Source organism: Azoarcus sp. DN11 (genome assembly GCF_003628555.1).
GTDB lineage: Bacteria > Pseudomonadota > Gammaproteobacteria > Burkholderiales > Rhodocyclaceae > Aromatoleum.
In genome coordinates, this window is the sequence record NZ_CP021731.1 from 1,174,458 (window position 1) to 1,194,829 (window position 20,372).

At 67.4% G+C, this 20,372-nt stretch carries 19 protein-coding genes; 8 read left to right on the forward strand and 11 right to left on the reverse strand.

Going from position 1 to position 20,372, the window contains the following annotated elements:
• Positions 1-13 precede the first annotated feature (13 nt).
• The 3 genes from CDA09_RS05300 to CDA09_RS05310 all read left to right on the forward strand — a co-directional run bounded on the left by CDA09_RS05300 (position 14) and on the right by CDA09_RS05310 (position 3,976).
• Entirely contained in the window at positions 14-1,435 is a 1,422-nt protein-coding gene (locus CDA09_RS05300; protein ID WP_121427664.1) for a murein hydrolase activator EnvC family protein, read from the forward strand.
• 44 nt (positions 1,436-1,479) lie between these two features.
• The gene (locus tag CDA09_RS05305) at positions 1,480-2,886 is read left to right on the forward strand and encodes a S41 family peptidase (RefSeq protein WP_121427665.1); all 1,407 of its coding nucleotides are present in this window, start codon (positions 1,480-1,482) and stop codon (positions 2,884-2,886) included.
• 331 nt (positions 2,887-3,217) lie between these two features.
• Positions 3,218-3,976, forward strand: a complete 759-nt coding sequence (locus CDA09_RS05310) for a HesA/MoeB/ThiF family protein (RefSeq protein ID WP_121427666.1) — start codon at positions 3,218-3,220, stop codon at positions 3,974-3,976.
• A gap of 13 nt (positions 3,977-3,989) precedes the next feature.
• Here CDA09_RS05310 and ribD read toward each other — a convergent pair whose 3' ends face one another.
• The 5 genes from ribD to pmbA form a co-directional block, all read right to left on the reverse strand.
• Complete coding sequence (ribD, locus tag CDA09_RS05315) at positions 3,990-5,084, reverse strand: bifunctional diaminohydroxyphosphoribosylaminopyrimidine deaminase/5-amino-6-(5-phosphoribosylamino)uracil reductase RibD (RefSeq protein ID WP_121427667.1); 1,095 nt, start codon at positions 5,082-5,084, stop codon at positions 3,990-3,992.
• On the reverse strand, positions 5,065-5,580 hold the full coding sequence (gene nrdR, locus CDA09_RS05320) for a transcriptional regulator NrdR (RefSeq protein ID WP_121427668.1): 516 nt from the start codon (positions 5,578-5,580) through the stop codon (positions 5,065-5,067). Before nrdR ends, ribD begins: the two co-directional genes overlap by 20 nt.
• Positions 5,581-5,679: 99 nt before the next feature.
• Positions 5,680-6,930, reverse strand: a complete 1,251-nt coding sequence (glyA, locus tag CDA09_RS05325; protein ID WP_121427669.1) for a serine hydroxymethyltransferase — start codon at positions 6,928-6,930, stop codon at positions 5,680-5,682.
• 113 nt (positions 6,931-7,043) lie between these two features.
• Positions 7,044-7,685, reverse strand: coding sequence for a histidine phosphatase family protein (locus CDA09_RS05330; RefSeq protein ID WP_121427670.1), 642 nt, complete (start codon positions 7,683-7,685; stop codon positions 7,044-7,046).
• Positions 7,686-7,751: 66 nt separating this feature from the next.
• Positions 7,752-9,092 (reverse strand): metalloprotease PmbA, encoded by a 1,341-nt coding sequence (gene pmbA, locus CDA09_RS05335; RefSeq protein ID WP_121427671.1) that lies wholly within the window; start codon positions 9,090-9,092, stop codon positions 7,752-7,754.
• A gap of 61 nt (positions 9,093-9,153) precedes the next feature.
• Between pmbA and yjgA the strand changes: the two genes are divergently transcribed.
• Together yjgA and mog are read left to right on the forward strand one after the other, a co-directional pair.
• A complete protein-coding gene (yjgA, locus tag CDA09_RS05340) occupies positions 9,154-9,732 on the forward strand; it encodes a ribosome biogenesis factor YjgA (protein ID WP_121427672.1) in 579 nt (192 codons plus the stop codon).
• Between the two features lie 11 nt (positions 9,733-9,743).
• On the forward strand, positions 9,744-10,334 hold the full coding sequence (mog, locus tag CDA09_RS05345; RefSeq protein WP_121427673.1) for a molybdopterin adenylyltransferase: 591 nt from the start codon (positions 9,744-9,746) through the stop codon (positions 10,332-10,334).
• Between the two features lie 10 nt (positions 10,335-10,344).
• Here the strand turns inward: mog and msrQ are convergent, their stop codons facing one another.
• From msrQ to CDA09_RS05365, 4 genes are all read right to left on the reverse strand, one after another.
• Positions 10,345-11,025, reverse strand: coding sequence for a protein-methionine-sulfoxide reductase heme-binding subunit MsrQ (msrQ, locus tag CDA09_RS05350; protein ID WP_121427674.1), 681 nt, complete (start codon positions 11,023-11,025; stop codon positions 10,345-10,347).
• A gap of 15 nt (positions 11,026-11,040) precedes the next feature.
• Positions 11,041-11,985 (reverse strand): protein-methionine-sulfoxide reductase catalytic subunit MsrP, encoded by a 945-nt coding sequence (gene msrP / locus CDA09_RS05355; RefSeq protein WP_121427675.1) that lies wholly within the window; start codon positions 11,983-11,985, stop codon positions 11,041-11,043.
• A gap of 99 nt (positions 11,986-12,084) precedes the next feature.
• Positions 12,085-12,852, reverse strand: a complete 768-nt coding sequence (locus CDA09_RS05360) for an anti-sigma factor family protein (protein ID WP_121427676.1) — start codon at positions 12,850-12,852, stop codon at positions 12,085-12,087.
• A gap of 2 nt (positions 12,853-12,854) precedes the next feature.
• Positions 12,855-13,358 carry a sigma-70 family RNA polymerase sigma factor gene (locus tag CDA09_RS05365; protein ID WP_121427677.1) on the reverse strand — a complete coding sequence of 168 codons (504 nt, stop codon included), beginning with the start codon at positions 13,356-13,358 and terminating at the stop codon, positions 12,855-12,857.
• 274 nt (positions 13,359-13,632) lie between these two features.
• On the opposite strand from CDA09_RS05365, the gene aroG reads away from it, so the two are divergent.
• Positions 13,633-14,718, forward strand: coding sequence for a 3-deoxy-7-phosphoheptulonate synthase AroG (aroG, locus tag CDA09_RS05370; protein WP_121427678.1), 1,086 nt, complete (start codon positions 13,633-13,635; stop codon positions 14,716-14,718).
• Positions 14,719-14,804: 86 nt separating this feature from the next.
• On the opposite strand, the gene CDA09_RS05375 is transcribed toward aroG, so the two are convergent.
• A complete protein-coding gene (locus CDA09_RS05375) occupies positions 14,805-15,356 on the reverse strand; it encodes a cob(I)yrinic acid a,c-diamide adenosyltransferase (protein WP_121427679.1) in 552 nt (183 codons plus the stop codon).
• Positions 15,357-15,555: 199 nt separating this feature from the next.
• Between CDA09_RS05375 and CDA09_RS23265 the strand changes: the two genes are divergently transcribed.
• Both CDA09_RS23265 and alaS read left to right on the forward strand, forming a co-directional pair.
• Positions 15,556-15,714 carry a hypothetical protein gene (locus tag CDA09_RS23265; RefSeq protein ID WP_164844369.1) on the forward strand — a complete coding sequence of 53 codons (159 nt, stop codon included), beginning with the start codon at positions 15,556-15,558 and terminating at the stop codon, positions 15,712-15,714.
• A 116-nt stretch (positions 15,715-15,830) separates the two neighbouring features.
• Positions 15,831-18,452: an alanine--tRNA ligase gene (gene alaS / locus CDA09_RS05380; protein WP_121427680.1), complete on the forward strand. Its 2,622-nt coding sequence runs from the start codon at positions 15,831-15,833 to the stop codon at positions 18,450-18,452.
• A gap of 459 nt (positions 18,453-18,911) precedes the next feature.
• Here the strand turns inward: alaS and CDA09_RS05390 are convergent, their stop codons facing one another.
• A complete protein-coding gene (locus tag CDA09_RS05390) occupies positions 18,912-20,303 on the reverse strand; it encodes a phosphomannomutase/phosphoglucomutase (RefSeq protein WP_121427682.1) in 1,392 nt (463 codons plus the stop codon).
• Positions 20,304-20,372 lie beyond the last annotated feature (69 nt).

Sequence of the window (20,372 nt, forward strand, 5' to 3'; positions counted from 1 at the left end):
GGTCGTGGTCGTGATGAAGAAGATTCTGCGCCCGCGCTGCCTGCGTCACGCGCTGGCGGCGTTCGTTCTGCTGGCGGGCATCGCCGCGCAGGCGGCGGATAACGGCGATGTGGACCAGAAGCGCTCCGACCTCGCGGAGGTCAGGCAGCGCATCCGCGACCTGCAGAAGGAAATCGCCGATACCGAGGAATCGCGTTCGAATGCGTCGGAGGATCTCGCCGAGGCCGAGCGCGCGGTTTCCCGTGTCCAGCGCGAATTGCAGCAGCTCGCCGGCAATCGGGAGGCGGCCGAGAAGAACCTCGCCATGCTCGAGGCCGAGCGGCAGGCCGTCGAGGAACGCATCGGGAGCCGGCAGTCGGAGCTTGCGGAGTGGCTGAGGCGGCATTACGTGCATGGCGCGGCAGGGGGCGTCGCCCCTTTTCTGTCGACGCGCGATCCGAACCAGCTGGCACGCGATGCGTATTACCTGGAATACCTCGGAAAGGCGCGTCTCGAGCTGATCGAGACCTTGCGCGCCGACCTCAAGGAAAAGCAGCGCCTGGGCGAGTCGATCACGGCGCGGCGCGACCGGCTCGTCGCGCTCGAGGCGGAGCAGCAGGTACGGCACAAGGAACTGGAGGCGGTGCAGGTGCGGCGCAAGGAAGCCGTGGCCGGATTCGCCGAGCAGCTGCGCAGCCAGCGCAAGGAGGAGCGGACCCTGCGCCAGGACCAGGAGCGTCTCGGGCGCCTCGTCGCGGTGCTCGCGCGTCGTGCGGCCGAGCGCGAAGCGGCGCGTGCGGTGGCGGCAGCGAAGGCGGCGCGCGAGCAGGCCGCGCGTGAGCTGGCCGCGCGGGCAAAGGCTGCCCGGGAGCAGGCGGCGAGCGAGCGTGCCGCGCGGGAGCCCGTCGCCCCCGCCCCGCCCGCCGCGAGCCGGGCGGGGGCTGATTCCGCCCCCGCCATCACGGCCGAAACCAGACCGGCACGGGCGGCCCAGGCCCGCTCCGAGCCCGTGGTCGGCGAGATCCGGCAGTCCGCCGGGGTGACGCCGACGGGCGTCAGCTTCGCGCAGCTGCGCGGGAAGATGAGATTTCCCGTGCGCGGAGAACTCGTCGGCCGCTTTGGCGCTCCAAGAGCGGAAGGCGGGACCACGTGGCGCGGCGTCTTCATCCGCGCGGCGGGCGGGACGCAGGTGCGCGCCGTGGCGGCCGGGGAGGTGGTCTTTTCGGACTGGCTGCGCGGATATGGCAATCTCATTATCGTGGACCACGGTGGCGACTACCTGACCATCTACGGCAACAACGATGCGCTGCTCAAGCAGCTCGGCGACAACATCGCCGGCGGCGATGCGATCGCCAGCGTGGGCGCCAGCGGAGGCGGTGGTGATTCGGGTTTATACTTTGAAATCCGACACCGGGGTCAGCCGCTCGATCCGCTGAAGTGGGTGCAGGTCAATTAGATGTTCCGGCGTGAGCCGGGCGATGTTTCCTCGATGGAGTGCTCATGCGCAACAAGCTTCAGAAAGCAGGATTGGTGATGACCGGCGTGGTGGCCGGCGTACTGATCAGTCTCAATTTCTCCGCCAGTGCCGACAAGGCCGCGCAGGCACCGCTGCCGGTGGAAGAGTTGCGCGCGTTTGCCGACGTCTTCAACGCGATCAAGCAGGGCTACGTCGAACCCGTCGAGGACAAGAAGCTCATCAATCACGCCATCAGCGGCATGCTGAGCGGCCTCGATCCGCACTCCGCCTATCTCGACGCCGAAGCGTACAAGGAACTGCAGGTCGGCACGCACGGCGAGTTCGGCGGGCTGGGCATCGAGGTCGGCATGGAAGACGGTTTCGTCAAGGTGATTTCGCCGATCGAGGACACGCCGGCCTATCGTGCCGGGGTCAAGGCGGGCGACCTCATCGTCAAGCTCGACGACACGCCGGTCAAGGGCATGAACCTCAATGACGCGGTCAAGCGCATGCGCGGCAAGCCGAAGACCGACATCACGCTGACCATCGCGCGCAAGGGCGAGCAGAAGCCCATCGTGCTGAAGCTCACCCGCGAGGTGATCAAGGTGCAGAGCGTCAAGTCGAAGGTTGTCGAGCCGGGCTATGGCTACGTGCGCGTCGCGCAGTTCCAGGAGAACACCGCGCAGGCGGTGGTCGAGCACCTCGGCAAGATGGCCAAGGGCAACAACCTCAAGGGCCTCGTGCTCGACCTGCGCAATGATCCGGGCGGCCTGCTGCATGGCGCCGTCGGCGTCGCGGCGGCCTTCCTGCCGTCCAATTCGCTGGTGGTGTCGACGGACGGCCGCACCGAGGATGCGAAGCGCGAATACCGCGCCAGCCCCGAGGATTACCTGCGCGGCACGCGCGATGATTTTCTCAAGGCGCTGCCGGCGGGAGCGCGCACGCTGCCGATGGTGGTGCTGGTCAATGGCGGTTCCGCGTCGGCCTCCGAGATCGTTGCCGGTGCGCTGCAGGACCACAAGCGTGCGGTGGTGATGGGGACGCAGACCTTCGGCAAGGGCTCGGTCCAGACCATCCTGCCGCTCAACAGCAACACGGCCATCAAGCTGACGACGGCGCGTTACTACACGCCGAGCGGCCGCTCGATCCAGGCCAAGGGCATCGAGCCGGATATCGTCGTCGAGGAGAGCGCGAACGGGTCCTCGCGCCGCCTGCGCGAAGCCGACCTCGACGGACACCTGGGCAACGACAAGGATCCGGATGCCGAGCGCAAGGCCAAGGCGGCGGCCCAGCAGCAACCGGCGGGCGAAGGCAGCAAGGCGCCTGCGGGCGACGACGAGGCTGCATCGTCGGCCCATCGTTTCGAATTCGCCGGCAAGGACGACTACCAGCTTGGCCAGGCCCTGAATCTTCTCAAGGGCCTGCAGATCGTCCAGAATAAAAAACAATGAGGCGATAAGGCAGGGACGGGAGGTGGCCGGGATGCGCCGCGAAATTCGCGTGCAGACTGGCCGCTCACCATCGTGAGCGCCCGGTGGCGGCGGGCTTGTTCAAGGAGCGGGAAATCCGTTTCGCCGAACATCCCCCTCGCCAGATCCGGCAGGCGCGGCAATCGCTGCGCCTGCTCGAGGGGCTGAATGCTTCGCACCGGGAGCGCGAACGCTCGATCCTCGTTTCCTGTTCGACACGCTCCGCCGGAATCGCGAGCATACAGGTGAGCCCGGTCTGGCCGGGCGGTGAAGTGCCGGCGCCGTTCCCGGCATCGTGTGGGTCTTTGTGCCGATGAACGACGATCAGCTGCTCCGCTACAGCCGCCATATCCTGCTGCCCGAAATCGGCGTCGAGGGCCAGGAGGCGATCCTGGCCGCGCGTGTGCTTGTCGTCGGTGCCGGCGGGCTGGGGTCGCCCGCGGCGATGTACCTCGCTGCAGCGGGCGTCGGCACGCTGGTCCTGTGCGACAACGACACCGTCGATCTCACCAATCTGCAACGCCAGATCCTGCACAGCGCGGAGGGCGTCGGGCGCCTGAAGGTCGAATCGGGCCGCGATACGCTGTTGCGCCTGAACCCGTTTGCGCGCGTGGAGACACTGGCGCAGCGGCTCGAGGGCGAAGCGCTCGATGCGCAGGTGGCGGCGGCGGACGTGGTGCTCGACTGCTCCGACAATTTCGCCACCCGCCATGCAATTAACCGTGCCTGCGCGCGCCATCGCAAGCCGCTGGTGTCTGGTGCCGCGATCCGCTTCGATGGCCAGGTGTCGGTTTTCGATCTGCGCCAGGCGGAAAGCCCGTGCTACCACTGCCTGTTCCCCGAAGGGCAGGAGGTCGAGGAGATCCGTTGCGCGGTGATGGGGGTGTTTGCGCCGCTGACCGGGATCATCGGCGCCACGCAGGCGGCCGAAGCCCTGAAGCTGCTGGTCGGCTGCGGGACGACGCTGGACGGGCGCCTGCTGCTGCTCGACGGGCTGAGCATGGAATGGCGCAGCGTCTCGCTCGGGCGCGATCCGGACTGTGCGGTGTGCGGCGGTCGGGGCGACGCCTGAGGGCAGCAGCCGCTCAGGCCGGCAGGGGCCGCGCGATCAGCCGCAGGTCGCTGCCGATGCGTCGCACGTCGCGCAGGTCGAGGCGCACGGCCTTGTCGAGGGCGCTCAGTTCGGGAAGGTTGAAGAGGCCCTTTGCGGCATCCCCAGTCAGCATCGGCGCCATGTAGAGCACGATCTCGTCGACGCAGCCTTCGCTCAGCAGCGCGCCGTTGAGCCTGAAGCCCGCTTCGGCGTGGATTTCGTTGAAGCCGCGGCGCCCGAGTTCGCGCATCAGCGCCGGCAGGTCGACCTTGCCGGCGGCGTTGGGGAGCAGCACGACCTCGACGTCGCGCGCGGCCAGGGCTGCCACCTTCGCTTCGTCGGCGACCGCTGCGGCGACGAGGCATTTCCCGTCCTGCAATATCTTCGCCGAGAGGGACACGTCGAGCTGCGCGTCGATGAGGATGCGTTGCGGCTGGCGGTCGCAGGGCACGGCCCGCACGTTGAGTTGCGGGTCGTCGGCACGCACGGTGCCGATGCCGGTCAGCACCGCGCAGGCGCGCGCGCGCCAGCGGTGGCCGTCGCGGCGCGCCGCTTCGCCGGTGATCCATTGGCTCACGCCGTTGTTCAGCGCGGTCTTGCCATCGAGGGTGCTCGCCGCCTTCAGTCGCAGCCACGGCCGGCCGCGCGTCATGCGCGAGACGAAGCCGATGTTGAGCTCGTGCGCCTCGCCAGCCATCAGCCCGCTTGCCGCCGGGATGCCGGCTTCACGCAGCAGCGCCATGCCGCGGCCGGCGACGAGCGGGTTGGGGTCCTCCATGGCCGCGACCACGCGCGTGATGCCGGCGCGGATCAGCGCTTCGGCGCAGGGCGGGGTGCGGCCGTGATGGGCGCAGGGTTCCAGCGTCACGTAGGCGGTCGCGCCGCGCGCGGCGTCGCCGGCCATCTTCAATGCCTCGATCTCGGCATGCGCCTCGCCGGCGCGACGGTGCCAGCCTTCGCCGACGATCTCCCCCTCGCGCAGCAGCACGCAGCCGACGCGCGGGTTGGGCGTGGTGGTTTCCAGCCCGCGTGCCGCGAGCTGCAGCGCGCGGGCCATCGCGCGGTGGTCAGTTGCCGAAAAGGTCATTCTCGGTACCGGGGTCGTCCGGGTTGCCCTTGCGTCCCCGCTTGGGGCGTGTCTGCACCTCGCGGATCACTTCGGAAAATTCATCGACGTCGGCGAAATTGCGATAGACCGACGCGAAGCGGATGTAGGCGACCTTGTCGAGCTTCTTGAGCTCCTTCATCACGAGTTCGCCGATCTTCTCGCTGGGGACTTCGGTCTCGCCCATCGACAGCAGCTTCGCCTCGATGCGGTCAACCGAGGCCTCGAGCGCATCGAGGGTGACGGGGCGCTTGCGCAGCGCGAGCTTCAGGCTGCTCGTGAGCTTGTCGTGGTCGAACTCCGTGCGCATGCCGTTGCGCTTGATGATGTGCGGCATCTTGAGGTCGATGCGCTCATAGGTCGTGAAGCGCTTGTCGCAATGCGCACAGCGGCGCCGGCGGCGGACGACCTCGCCGTCCTCGTTCTCGCGCGTGTCGGTGACCTGGGTGTTGGGGTCGCCACAGAACGGACACTTCATGGTGTGTGTCGGCCCTTTTTCAACTCACACAAAAAAACGGGGCGTGCCGCTCGCGGACGGCACACCCCGATTGTTCACGCGGGCCTGCCTGCCCGCGGATTACTTCCCATACACCGGGTGCCTGGCGCACAGTTCCGCGACCTTGCCGCGAACGCGCGTGAGGACCGCTTCGTCCTCCGGGGCGTCGAGGACGTCGGCGATCAGGTGCGCGATCTGCTCGGCTTCGATCTCGGTGAAGCCGCGGGTGGTCATCGCCGGCGAACCGATGCGGATGCCCGAGGTGACGAAGGGCTTTTCCGGATCCTTCGGGATGGCGTTCTTGTTCACGGTGATGTGCGCGGCACCCAGCGCGGCTTCGGCGGTCTTGCCGGTGATGTTCTTGGCGCGCAGGTCGACCAGGAACACGTGGCTTTCGGTGCGGCCCGAGACGATGCGCAGACCGCGCTCCTCGCCGAGCACGCGTGCCATGACACGGGCGTTGGCGATGACCTGTTCCTGGTAGTTGCGGAACTGCGGACCGAGCGCTTCCTTGAAGGCGACCGCCTTGCCGGCGATGACGTGCATGAGCGGGCCGCCCTGCAGGCCGGGGAAGATCGCGGAGTTGATGGCCTTTTCGTGCTCGGCCTTCATCAGGATGATGCCGCCGCGCGGGCCGCGCAGGGTCTTGTGCGTGGTCGAGGTGACGACGTCGGCGTGCGGAATCGGGCTGGGATAGTAGCCGGCCGCGATCAGGCCGGCGTAGTGGGCCATGTCGACCCAGAAGATCGCGCCGATCTCCTTCGCGATCGTCGCGAAGCGTTCAAAATCGATGCGCAGCGAGTAGGCGGAGGCGCCGGCGACGATGATGCGCGGCTTGTGCTCGCGGGCGAGGCGCTCCATCTGGTCGTAGTCGATCTCTTCCTTGTCGTTCAGGCCGTAGGCGACGACGTTGAACCACTTGCCCGACATGTTCAGCGGCATGCCGTGGGTGAGGTGGCCGCCTTCGGCGAGGCTCATGCCCATGATGGTGTCGCCGGGCTTGGCGAAGGCCATCAGCACCGCCTGGTTGGCCTGCGAGCCGGAGTTCGGCTGGACGTTCGCGGCATCGGCGCCGAAGAGCTTCTTGAGGCGGTCGATCGCGACCTGCTCGACGACGTCGACGTGCTCGCAGCCGCCGTAGTAGCGCTTGCCCGGGTAGCCTTCCGCGTACTTGTTCGTGAGCTGGGAACCCTGCGCTTCCATCACGGCATGGGAAACGTAGTTTTCCGAGGCGATGAGTTCGATGTGGTCTTCCTGGCGACGATTTTCGGCCTGGATGGCTGCCCACAGCTCGGAATCGACCTTGGCGAGGGTGTCTTGCGCAGAGAACATGAAGCGGTCTCGTAGGGGGGATTGAAGATGAATTTTAGCACGCACGGGCAGCGGCCATGAAACGCAACCCGCTTCGTGGTGATCGCGGCCCGGGACGCAGGATGGCCCGGGTTTCAGGCGTTCGGCAGTTCGTCGCGCGCGCCGTCGAGGTGGCGCTTGTCGGCCCAGCTGACGAGGTGCCAACGCGCGCCGTCATATTCGATCCAGTTGAGGGCGGCGTTCGGGATGGTGAAGTCGCGCGGGGCGTCGAGTGCCTTGCCGGCCGCAAGGCGATGGACGATGTCGAGCACGCCGCCATGCGTGACGACCAGGACCTGCTGGCCGCCGTGCGACGCGGCCAGGTCCGCCAGCACGTTCTCGACGCGGAGGGCGAATTCGGAGAGGCTCTCGCCGCCCCCGGGAAAGGTGAAGAGCGGGTCGCGCTGCTTGAAGCGGCGATAGTCGTCGGGGAAACGCGTCTCGGCCTCGGTGTAGGTCAGGCCCTGGAAGGCGCCGTAGTTGCGCTCGCGCAGGCGGTCGTGGAATTCGACGGCGGCGGCGCGGTTGCGCGTGGTGATGGCGGTCGCGGTCTGGCGCGCCCGTTGCAGGTCGCTGCTGTAGACGGCGGCGAAATGCACGGTCGCGAGGCTGGCGGCGGTGGCCGCGGCCTGTGCCTCGCCGACGGGATTCAGGGGGATGTCGAGATGTCCCTGAAGCCGCTGTTCGGCATTCCAGGAGGTTTCTCCGTGCCTGACGAGGCAGAGGCGAGTTTTCATTGTCCGATGTTCCTGGGTGAAGCGCAGGGATGCCCGGTGCGCGTATCCGCCGTCCGCGGGGTCCGCTCAGCTGCCGGCAATCTTCATGCGCTCGATGAGGACCGAGCCGCAGAGCTTCGCGCCGCGCGGCAGGGCGTCGTTGCCGATGGCGACGATGCTGCGGAACATGTCGCGCAGGTTGCCGGCGATGGTGATCTCTTCCACGGCGTGCTTGATCTTGCCCTTCTCGACCCAGAAGCCGGCGGCGCCGCGCGAGTAATCGCCGGTGACGTAATTGACGCCCTGGCCGAGGAGCTCGGTGACGACGAGGCCGCGGTCCATGTGCTTGACCAGCGCCGCGAAGTCCATGTCGCCCGGCTTGACGATGAGGTTGTGCGAGCCGCCGGCGTTGCCGGTGGTCTGCAGCCCGAGCTTGCGCGCGGAATAGGTCGACAGGAAGTAGCCCTGCAGCACACCGTCGGTGACGACTTCGCGGTCGCGCGTGACGACGCCGTCGCTGTCGAAGGGGCTGGAGCCGAAGGCCTTGGGCAGGTGCGGGCGTTCGGCGATGTTCACGAGCGGCGAGAAGACCTGCTGGCCGAGGCTGTCGAGCAGGAAGGAGGACTTGCGGTACAGCGAGCCGCCGCTCACGGCGTAGACGAAGTTGCCGAGCAGCGACACGGCGAGCGGCGCTTCGAACAGCACCGGCACTTCGCAGGTCTTGATCTTCTTCGCGCCGAGGCGGGCGAGCGCGCGTTCGGCGGCGCGCTGGCCGACCGATTCGGCCGACATGAGCTCCGCGGCGTCGCGGCGCGTGTCGTACCAGTATTCGCGCTGCATGGCGTCGCCTGCGCCGGCGATGACCGAGCACGACACGCTGTGACGCGAGCTGGCGTAGCCGCCCATGAAACCGTTGCTGTTGGCGGAGATGAAGTGCGATTCCTGCGTCGAGACGCTCGCGCCTTCCGAATTGGTGATCTTGGGGCTGGCGGCGAAGGCGGCATCCTCGCAGCGGCGCGCGGCGGCGATCGCGTCGTCGACGCCGGGGCGCCACGGATGGTGCAGGTCGAGGTCGGGACAGTCCTTCGCCATGAGGGATGCGTCGGCGAGCCCGGCGCAGGGGTCGGGCGCGGTGAAGCGGGCGATCGACACGGCCGCGTCGACGGTCGCCTTCAACGCTGCCTTCGAGAAATCGGACGTGCTCGCGTGGCCGCGCTGCTGGCCGAGATAGACCGTGACGCCGACGCCCTTGTCGCGGTTGTATTCGATCGTATCGACTTCGCCCTTGCGCACCGTCGCGGACTGGCCGAAGCCTTCCGAGACATCGGTTTCGCAGGCCGACGCGCCGCGTTTCTTCGCGAACTTGAGGATGTCGCTGGCGATTTCCTGCAGGCGGTCGGAGGTGAAGGAGAAGCCTTGATCGGACATGGGCGGGAGACCGTTGAGCAAAGGCTATAATCTTACCCCGTTCCCACCGACTGTACTTTTCATGAGCCACGCCCACCACGACGAAATGCTGCCGGACGACGATTCGGGCTTTCCGGAGCGGCCGAGCAAGAGCCAGCGCAAGCGCGACATGCACGCGCTACAGGATCTGGGCGAGCAGCTGGTGGCGCTGTCGCTGGACCAGCTGAAGAAGGTGCCGATGCCGGATTCGCTCGCGGATGCCGTGCGCGAGGCCAAGCGCATCACGAGCCACGAGGGGCGCCGGCGCCAGATGCAGTATGTCGGCAAGCTGATGCGCAATGTCGATCCGGCGCCGATCCAGGCGCAGCTCGACGTGTTCAACGGCATCTCGAAGGCGGAGGTGGCGCGCCAGCATCGCCTCGAGCGCCTGCGTGTGGACCTGCTGGAGGACGAGAAGGCGCTGCACGCGATCGCCGAGCTGTGGCCCGAGGCCGATTTCCAGCAACTGCGCACGCTGCGCCGCAATGCGCTCAAGGAGCGCGAGCAGAACAAGCCGCCGCGGGCGTTCCGCGAGATCTTCCGCGTCCTGCGCGACCTCGATGCGGGAACGGCGGGCGCAGGCGACGAGACCCCGGCGGCCGACGACGCGGCCGAAGAATGAGCGGAGACATCATGAGCGACGAAATCACCATCGGCCTGGTCTCGATCAGCGACCGGGCTTCCGACGGCACTTACGAGGACCAGGGCATTCCGGCGCTGAAGGAGTGGCTGTCGAAGGCGCTGACTTCGCCGTGGCGCGTCGAGACGCGGCTGATCCCGGACGAGCGGCCGATGATCGAGCGCACGCTGACCGATCTCGCCGACACGGTCGGCTGCTCGCTGATCCTCACGACCGGCGGCACGGGGCCGGCGGTGCGTGACGTGACGCCCGAGGCGACGCTGGCAGTGGGCGAGAAAGAGATGCCCGGCTTCGGCGAGGAGATGCGCCGCATCAGCCTGAACTTCGTGCCGACGGCGATCCTGTCGCGCCAGGTCGCGGTGATCCGCGGCAAGTCGCTGATCGTGAACCTGCCGGGGCAGCCGAAGTCGATCCGCGAGACGCTGGAAGGGCTGCGCGCCCCGGACGGCTCGGTCGCGCATGTCGGCATCTTCGCCGCGATTCCCTACTGCATCGACCTCATCGGCGGGCCTTACGTCGAGACCGACGAGGCCGTGATCAAGGCTTTCCGCCCGAAACACGCGATCCGGCCGAAGCAGGGCTGAGCTTTTTCTCCTACTGCGGTGACTTGACGACGAGCGGGATGACTTTCCCGCCCGGCATCGGCCGCGGCATGCTTGCGGCGAGCTGACGGCGGCGTTCGAGTTCGCGCCACCACCCGCGCACGCCCAGCAGGGCCGCGAGGATCAGGCCGTAGATCATCGGTTCGAGGATGTCGGCTTTCACCAGCCACCAGTAATGCACGATCGCGAGGATGCCGATCCCGTACACCGAGCGGTGCAGCGATTGCCAGCGGCGCCCGCCGAGGCGCCGGATGGCGTAGTTGTTCGATGTGACGGCGAGCGGGGTCAGCAGCACGAAGGCGGCGAAGCCGACGGTGATGAAGGGGCGTTTCATGATGTCGTGCGCGATCGAGTGCAGGTCGAAGAACTGGTCGAGCCAGAAATACGTCGTGAAGTGCAGGCTGGCGTAGAAGAACGCGAACAGGCCCAGCATGCGGCGCAGGCGCAGCAGCCAGTTGAGCCCGGTGAGCTTGCGCAGCGGCGTGACGGCGAGCGTGATCAGCAGGAAGCGCAGCGTCCAGTCGCCGCTCGCGTGCGTGATCGCTTCGATCGGGTTGGCGCCGAGCGCGTCGTCGAACCAGCGCTGCAGGTTGAGCGCGAGCGGCACGAGGCACAGTGCGAAGAGGGCGGCCTTGATCGCGGCGAGCTGAGCGGCGGTCGGGGTCTTGGTCATGGGCGGAAGGAAAGGTCAGAAGAACCTGCGCAGGTCCATGCCCTGGTACAGGTTCGCGACCTGTTCGGCATAGCCGTTGAACATCAGCGTCGGGCGCTTGCGGAATTCGCCGAGGCGGCGCTCGGTGGCCTGGCTCCAGCGGGGATGGTCGACCGTGGGGTTCACGTTCGAATAGAAGCCGTACTCGTTCGGGGCAGCCTTGTTCCACGCGGTACGGGGTTCCTTCTCGACGAGGCGGATCGCGACGATGGATTTCGCGCTCTTGAAGCCGTATTTCCACGGCACCACGACGCGCACCGGTGCGCCGTTCTGGTTCGGCAACACTTCGCCGTACAGCCCGAGCGTCAGCAGCGTCAGCGGATGCAGCGCCTCGTCCAGGCGCAGGCCCTCGGTGTAGGGCCAGTCGAGCACCGGACGGCGCATCATGATCTTCGGATCGTACTGGGTCACGAACTCGACGTATTTCGCGCTGCCCTGCGGTTCGACCTGCCTGAGCAGCGCCGAGAGCGGAAAGCCGGCCCACGGGATGACCATCGACCAGCCCTCGACGCAGCGCAGGCGGTAGATCCGTTCCTCCAGCGGGGCGAGCTTGCGCAGATCGTCGATGTCGAACGTGCGGGGCTTGCCGGCAAGACCTTCGACGCGCACCGCCCACGGGCGGACCACCAGGCTTCCGGCATTCGCCGCCGGATCTTCCTTGTTGGTGCCGAATTCGTAGAAGTTGTTGTAGGTCGTGACCGACTTGTAGCTGGTCTGGGTCTCGTCGGTGCTGAGCGGCGAGCGTGCCAGCGGGCCGAGCTTCGCTGCCGCCGCGCGCGCGTCGGGGAGGAGGCCGGCCCACAGCGCCGCGCCTGCGGCAAGTGTCGCGCCGGTTGCGCCGAGAAAGCGCCGGCGGTCTTCGAACAGGGCGCGCGGGGTGATTTCGGACGGCGGAATGTCGTTGGGCTTGAGGATCTGCATCGCGTCGCTGCAAGGAGTGAAAGCTGCTGATTCGGCACCCGCATGATGCCGAAGTTCCGCGCGATCGGGGAATTTCACCCGCTCGCCGGGATGCGCGTGCTACGGCGAAATCTGGTGATAGACGCTGTTGGCGAGCGGCAGCAGCGTGTCTCGTCCGAACTGGCCCGAGAGCGCGTAGGCGAAGCGGCCGTCCACCCAGTAGAACACGCCGACGTCGCCCTGCTGCGCGTAGCGGAAGGCGGTCGTCGCGGCGCCGTCGTCACGTCTGCTGAGATACAGCGTGAGGCGGCGGCCGCCGTCGTTCTCGTACATGAACTGTGCGCCGGGGCCGTCGGGTGTGGGCAGCAGGCGTCCGCCGAGCAGCGCGAACCCCTGGTCGTGCAGATCGGGCAGCTTCACCGGCGCGCCGAGGCGCTTGGTCAGCCAGGCGACGAGGTGCTGCTCCTGGTCGGCGCTGACCTCGACGGGGTGGCGGATCTCCGGCGCATAGACCGCGTGGGCGATCGCGGCGCGATGCGGCAGCGAGGCGAGGGCGTCAACGTCGGGCGAGGCGGACTGGCCCAGCTGGTAGCCCAGGCCGGCGCCCGTGAGCGTCCCGAGCGTCGTCCACGCGACCACGGCGGCAAGCCTCAGCGCGGGCAGGGGCTTGCGCCGCTCGACGACGGCGCGCAGGCGTGCCGGAACCGGCTCCCCGAGGAGCGCCGCATAGCCGCTGCGCAGCGCTTCGGCGTTCGAGCGCCACGCCTCGACGCGTTCGATGTGCAACGGATCCTCGGTGAGCCAGGTGTTGACCTCGCCGCGGCGGGCGGCACCCAGTCGCCCGTCGACCCAGGCGTGGAGATCGTCTTCGCAGATAGGGCGTCGCATGGCTATTTCACAACCTTCAGATAATCGGGTGCGGCGGCTTGCCCGGCGAGCACCTGGCGCAGGCGATCCCGTGCGCGCGACAGGCGCGACATCACGGTGCCGATGGGGGTGCCGAGGATGTGGGCGGTATCCTCGTAACTCATGTCTTCCAGTGTCACCAGCAGCAGCACTTCGCGCTGCTCGGGCGACAGCTGCTGCAGCGCGCGCTCCAGCTCGCGCAGTTCGATGCCGTCGGTCTGTTGCGGCCGTACCGCGACCTCGGGCAGGTCTTCGGGGGGGCGAAAGTCCATCGTGCCCGAGGCGCGGTACTGGTTCACGAATACGTTGTGCATCATCGTCAGCAGCCAGGCGCGCAGGTTGCCGGGGCGCCACAGGCGTCCCTTGAGCAGCGCGCGTTCCAGCGTGTCCTGCACCAGGTCGTCGGCGCGCGTGGCGTCGCCCGTCAGGCCGCGCGCGTAGCGGCGCAGGCGCGGGATTTCGGCGAGCAGCGCATTGTCGGAGAACATGCCGGCGGGGCCCGCGTCAGGCCGGTTGCGGATGTGTGTCCCGGGCCGGGCAGGCGTGGCCCGGGCGGTATCGCGTGCTCATGCCATGCGCTCCTCGCGTGTTCGTTACGTCATGAACAATCGGTGCGCCCCGATTATTCCATCCGGGGTGCCGTGATTGCGATACTGCCACCGCGATGCGTCGGGGGCGTGCCGGCCCTGAGGCGCAGCGTCTGGCGCCGATCTTGGGCTAGAATCGAAAGCTCGCCAATTGCCACCCGACAGAGTTTTAGCCATGCCCGCTTCAGTCAAGATCCATATCGATGATGTCCGCATCAAGGAAATCAAGGAACTCGCGCCGCCCGTCCATGTGCTGCGCGAATTTCCGGCGACGCCCAAGGCTGCGGAAGTCGCGTTCGAGGCGAGGCAGGCGATCCACCGCATCCTGTACGGTGCCGACGACCGCCTGCTGGTCGTGATCGGGCCGTGCTCGATCCACGACATCGACGCGGCGCTCGAATACGGACGCAAGCTGAAGGCCGAGGCGGCCCGCTTCAAGGACGAACTCCTCGTCGTGATGCGCGTGTATTTCGAGAAACCGCGCACGACCGTCGGCTGGAAGGGCCTGATCAACGACCCCTACCTCGACAACAGCTTCCGCATCAACGAAGGCGTGCGGCTCGCGCGCAAGCTGCTGTGGGAGATCAACGAGATGGGACTGCCCGCCGGCACCGAGTTCCTCGACATGATCACGCCGCAGTACATCGGCGACCTGATCTCGTGGGGGGCGATCGGCGCGCGCACGACGGAAAGCCAGGTGCATCGCGAGCTGGCGTCGGGGCTGTCGTGCCCGGTCGGATTCAAGAACGGCACCGACGGCAACGTCAGGATCGCCATCGATGCGATCAAGGCCGCCCAGTCGCCGCACCATTTCCTCTCGGTCACTAAGGCCGGTCATTCGGCCATCGTGTCGACACTCGGCAACGAGGACTGCCACGTGATCCTGCGTGGCGGCAAGGCGCCGAACTACGACGCCGCGAGCGTCGATGCAGCCTGCACGGAGCTCGCCGCTTCGGGCGTCCCGGGCAAGGTCATGATCGATTTTTCGCACGCCAACAGCCGCAAGCAGCACCGCCTGCAGATCGACGTCGCGCGCGACGTCGGGGTGCAGATGGCGGCGGGCGAGGATCGCATCATCGGCGTGATGGTCGAGTCGCACCTCAAGGAGGGGCGTCAGGATCTGGTGCCGGGCAAGGAGCTGGAATACGGCAAGAGCATCACCGATGCCTGCATCGGGTGGGAAGACAGCGTGTTGGTCCTTGAGATTCTCGCCGAGGCGGTGCGGCAGCGCCGGGTCAGCCACGCGGCTGATCTGGAATAAGGCGGCATTCCGGGCGGGGGCTGCGCCGGGCGGGCTCCCGGGTTTCGCGCTGCCGGCTCAGGCCGGCAGCGTGGTGCGACGACCAATCAGGCGTTCTTGCGCTTCTGCCACAGCACGTCGTCGCGGCCGCCGGCGCGGTTGAGCACGCGGCCGAGCACGAACAGCAGGTCGGAGAGGCGGTTCAGGTACTGGCGCGGGCCGTCGTTGACCGTCTCCTCGAGCGCCAGCGCGACGAGCGAGCGTTCGGCGCGGCGGCATACCGTGCGCGCGTGGTGCGCCAGCGCGGCGGGGCGGGTGCCGCCGGGCAGGATGAAGTCCTTGAGCGGCTCGAGCGGCTCGTTGAGGCGATCGAGTTCCTGTTCGAGCTTCTCGACCTGCTTCGCCGTGATCATGCTCATGCCCGGGATGCACACTTCGCCGCCGAGGTCGAAGAGGTCGTGCTGGGCGTCGGTCAGCAGCGCGCGGACGTCTTCCGGCAGCTCCTCGCACAGCAGCACGCCCACCGCCGCGTTGAGTTCATCGACTTCGCCGAGCGCGTGGATGCGCAGGCTGTTCTTGGAGACGCGCTTGCCGTCGCCCAGTCCGGTGGCGCCGGCATCGCCGGTGCGTGTGTAAATTTTCGAGAGTCGGTGGCCCATCGGGAATTTCCGTATTTTTTGCAGGAAAGCACCTGATTATAGGCGAAGGTCCCCCCGGCCGAGGGAGTGGAGAAGGTTACTGCTGTTTCATTGACTTACCAATGATTTCATCGTGTTACCGCATCCGTCGCATCCGCACCACAGAATGCGTCGGCCTTTAACCACAAAAGCGGTCCACGATGACCCCAAGGAGAGTCTTATGAAGTTGCGCCAAACCGAGTTCTTCAAGCAATACACCGCGGTCGTAGCCGGAACCTTCCTTCTGGTGATGACCTACGCGTTCATCGAAATCCCGCTGACGCTCAACGCGCCGGTGGCGAGCCTTCAACCCCACGGCGTGGCGACGCAGCTGGCATGACACCCTACACTCCCCGCGGCGCCAGGCGTCGCGGGTGAAACGGGTGGGCTTCGGTTAGAATTGTCGTTTCCGAACGACGAGGCGCCGACCGGGCGCCGGACAACCGAATTCCTGCCATGAAAAGCGCCGAAATCCGCGAGAAATTCCTCAAGTTCTTCGAGTCGAAAGGCCACCAGATCGTCTCCTCCAGCTCGCTGGTGCCGCACGAGGATCCCACCCTGCTGTTCACCAACGCGGGGATGAACCAGTTCAAGGACGTGTTCCTCGGCTTCGACAAGCGCCCGTATTCGCGCGCAACCACCTCGCAGAAATGCGTGCGTGCCGGCGGCAAGCACAACGACCTCGAAAACGTCGGCTACACCGCGCGGCATCATACCTTTTTCGAGATGCTGGGGAATTTCAGCTTTGGCGACTACTTCAAGCGTGACGCGATCACGTATGCGTGGGAGCTGCTGACCTCCGAGTTCAAGCTGCCCAAGGACAAGCTGTGGGTCACCGTCTATGCCGAGGATGACGAGGCCTACGACATCTGGACCAAGGAAGTGGGCGTGCCCGCCGAGCGCGTGATCCGCATCGGCGACAACAAGGGCGCGCGCTACGCCTCCGACAACTTCTGGATGATGGGCGACACCGGCCCCTGCGGCCCGTGCACGGAGATCTTCTACGATCACGGTCCCGAGATCTGGGGCGGCCCCCCGGGATCGCCCGAGGAGGACGGCGACCGCTACATCGAGATCTGGAACAACGTGTTCATGCAGTTCAACCGCGACGAGGCGGGCGTGATGCATCCGTTGCCCAAGCCCAGCGTCGACACCGGCATGGGCCTCGAGCGCATCTCGGCGGTGCTGCAGCATGTGCATAGCAACTACGAGATCGACCTCTTCCAGAACCTGATTCGCGCTGCCGCGCGCGAGACGAAGTACGCGGACCTCGACAGCCCGAGCCTGAAGGTGCTCGCCGACCACATCCGCGCCTGTTCCTTCCTGATCGCCGACGGCGTGATCCCCGGCAACGAGGGGCGCGGCTACGTGTTGCGCCGGATCATCCGCCGCGCGATCCGCCACGGCTACAAGCTGGGCGCGCGGGCAGCGTTCTTCCATCGCCTGGTGGCGGATCTGGTCGTCGAGATGGGTGACGCCTATCCCGACCTGAAGGCTGCCCAATCGCGTGTGGTCGAGATCCTGAAGCAGGAGGAGGACCGTTTCTTTGCGACGATCGAGAACGGCATGACGATCCTCGAAGCCGAGCTCGCAGAGATGTCCGCGGCCGGCAACCGCGTGTTCAACGGCGAGACGGCCTTCAAGCTGCACGACACCTACGGCTTTCCGCTCGATCTGACCGCTGACGTGTGCCGCGAGCGCGACATGACCGTCGATGCGATCGCGTTCGACGCGGCGATGACGCGCCAGAAGGAGCAGGCGCGCGCGGCCGGCAAGTTCAAGATGGCGGCGAACCTCGACTACGAGGGGCCGGCGACGACTTTCCACGGCTACGAGCGGCTGGAGGAGCGCGGCAACGTGCTGGCGCTGTACAAGGACGGCGCGCCGGTCAACGAGCTGGCCGAGGGCGAGATGGGGGTCGTGGTGCTGGACAACACGCCCTTCTACGCCGAGTCGGGCGGCCAGGTCGGCGACCGCGGCGAGCTGCGCGGTGCCGCGGGGATCTTTGCGGTCGAGGACACGCAGAAGATCCAGGCAACGGTGTTCGGCCACCACGGCGTCGTCAAGACCGGCCGCCTGTCGGTGGGGCAGGGCGTCACGGCGAAGGTCGACGCGGCCGCGCGCACGCGCACGCAGCGCAATCACTCGGTCACGCACCTGATGCACAAGGCGCTGCGCGAGGTACTGGGCGCGCACGTGCAGCAGAAGGGTTCGCAGGTCGATCCGGACAAGACGCGCTTCGACTTCGCACACACCGCGCCGATGACGCCGGAGGAGATTCGCGAGGTGGAGGAGATCGTCAATGCCGAGATCCTCGCCAACGCGGCGACCGATGCGCGCGTGATGCCGATCGAGGACGCGCAGAAGACCGGCGCGATGATGCTCTTCGGCGAGAAGTACGGCGACGAGGTGCGGGTGATGTCGATCGGTTCGACGCGGGAACTGTGCGGCGGCACGCACGTCGCGCGTACCGGCGACATCGGTCTGTTCAAGATCCTGTCGGAAGGCGGCGTCGCGGCGGGTGTGCGTCGGATCGAGGCGGTGACGGGTGAGCAGGCGTTGCAGTACGTGCAGGAGCAGGAGCGCCGCGTGCTGGGCGTGGCGGCGCTGTTGAAGACTCAGCCGGACGAGGTCGCGGAACGCGTCGCGGCCATGCTGGAGAACGTGCGCGCGCTGGAGAAGGAGCTGGCGCGGCTGAAGTCGAAGCTGGCGGCGAGCCAGGGCGACGATCTGGTGGCGCAGGCGGCCGACGTGAAGGGAATCAAGGTGCTGGCGGCGATGCTGGATGGCGCCGACGTGCCGACGCTGCGCGAGACGATGGACAAGCTGAAGGACAAGCTGAAGTCGGCGGCGATCGTGCTGGCGTCGACGGCCGACGGTAAGGTGAGCCTGATTGCGGGCGTCACGGCGGACCAGACGGCGAAGGTGAAGGCCGGTGAACTGGTGAACTTTGTCGCGCAGCAGGTCGGCGGCAAGGGCGGTGGCCGGCCGGACATGGCGCAGGCGGGCGGCACCGAACCGTCCAAGCTGCCGGCGGCGCTGGCGGGCGTCGCGGACTGGGTGGCCGGGAAGCTGTAAGCGGCCCGTCTTCTCGCGGTTTTGAAGTCGGGAGCCCCGTCGGTCTTTGGCCGGCGGGGCTCTTGTGCTTTCCGGGGCGCGGTTTGATGAAGGGCGGGACTCCGTGGGCGGCGGCGTCGCCTTCCCCCGCCGGGCAGACGTTCGCGGCCTTCGGCTTCCCGCCAGCCTGACCGTCGCGGGGGCGTCGGCGCAAACTCGGGCGCGGTGCGCCCTCAGACATGCGCCGCCGTGTTTCCCCCGCAACGGCCAGGCCGGCGGCGCTCTCGACAGCCCGGCGGGGGAAGGCGACGACGCCTGGCGGTGTGCGATCAATGCCGTTCTGGCCGAGCTGGTCGCAGCCACGGGTCCAGGGCGAACGGGCGAGTCCGGCCGGGCCGATGCAGGCGAGAGAAAAGGAAAGGCCCCGATCCTTGCGGAGCGGGGCCTTGTGTTTGTTGTTGTTCTTGTTATCGGATGATCTTAGAACGGCAGCTTGAGGCCGGGCCAGACCTGCTCGATCGCGGCGCGGAAGGCGTTCTGGATGCGGGCGATGGCGGCTTCGTTGTCAGCTTCGAATCGTAGCACGACCACGGGCGTCGTGTTGGACGGACGTGCGAGGCCGAAGCCGTCGGCGTACTCGACGCGTACGCCGTCGAGGGTGATGACTTCGCTCGCGCCATCGAAGCGGGCCGTTTCCTTCAGGCGGCGCACGAGTTCGAAGGGTTCGCCCTCGGCCATCTTGATGTTGAGTTCGGGCGTGCTGACCGCGTCCGGCAGGCCCTTGAGGACCGCGCTGGGGTCGGCGTGGCGGGACAGGATCTCCAGCAGGCGCGCGCCGGCGTAGAGGCCGTCGTCGAAGCCGAACCAGCGCTCCTTGAAGAACACGTGGCCGCTCATCTCGCCCGCGAGCGGGGCGCCCGTTTCCCTAAGCTTGGCCTTGACGAGGGCGTGCCCGGTGTTCCACATCGTCGGCTTGCCGCCGTGCTGGCGCACCCAGCCGGCGAGGTTGCGCGTGCATTTGACGTCGTAGATGATCTCGCCGCCGGGCACGCGGGACAGCACGTCGGCCGCGAACAGCATCAGCTGGCGGTCGGGGAAGATGATCTCGCCATCCTTGGTGACGACACCGAGGCGGTCGCCGTCGCCGTCGAAGGCGAGGCCGAGTTCGGCGTCGGTTTCCTTGAGGGCGCGGATCACGTCCTGCAGGTTCTCGGGCTTGGACGGATCGGGGTGGTGGTTCGGGAAATTGCCGTCGACTTCGCAGAAAAGTTCGACGATGTCGCAGCCGAGGCGGCGGAAGAGTTCGGGGGCGACGGCGCCGGCAACGCCGTTGCCGCAGTCGATGACGATCTTCATCGGGCGCGCGAGCTTGACGTCGGAGACGATGCGTCCGAGGTAGGCGCCTACCACTTCTTCCCTGCGCAGGCTGCCTTCGCCGTGCACGAGGTCGTTCTCGACGATGCGGCGGCGCAGGTCCTGGATGAGGGGGCCGTACAGCGTCTGGCCGCCGAGCACCATCTTGAGGCCGTTGTAGTCGGGCGGGTTGTGGCTGCCGGTGACGCTGACGCAGGAGTCGGTGCCGAGCTGGTAGGCGGCGAAGTAGGTGAGCGGGGTCGGCACGCAGCCGATGTCGACGACGTCGACGCCCGCGGCGCGGATGCCGTCGGAGAGCGCGCCGGCGAGTTCGGGGCCGGACAGGCGGCCGTCGCGGCCGACGGCGATGGCGCGCTGGCCGCGTGCGACGGCCTCGGAGCCGAGGGCGTGGCCGATGGCGCGCACGGCGTCGGTGGTCAGGCTGCGGTCGACGATGCCGCGGATGTCATAAGCCTTGAAGATTTCAGCCGCCGGTGCGGCGTAGGGAGTCGAGGTCATGTTCAATGCGTGCTTGTCCAAGAAGATCGGGTGCCGGGATGACTGTGCAGCGGTCGGGCCGGCCACCGG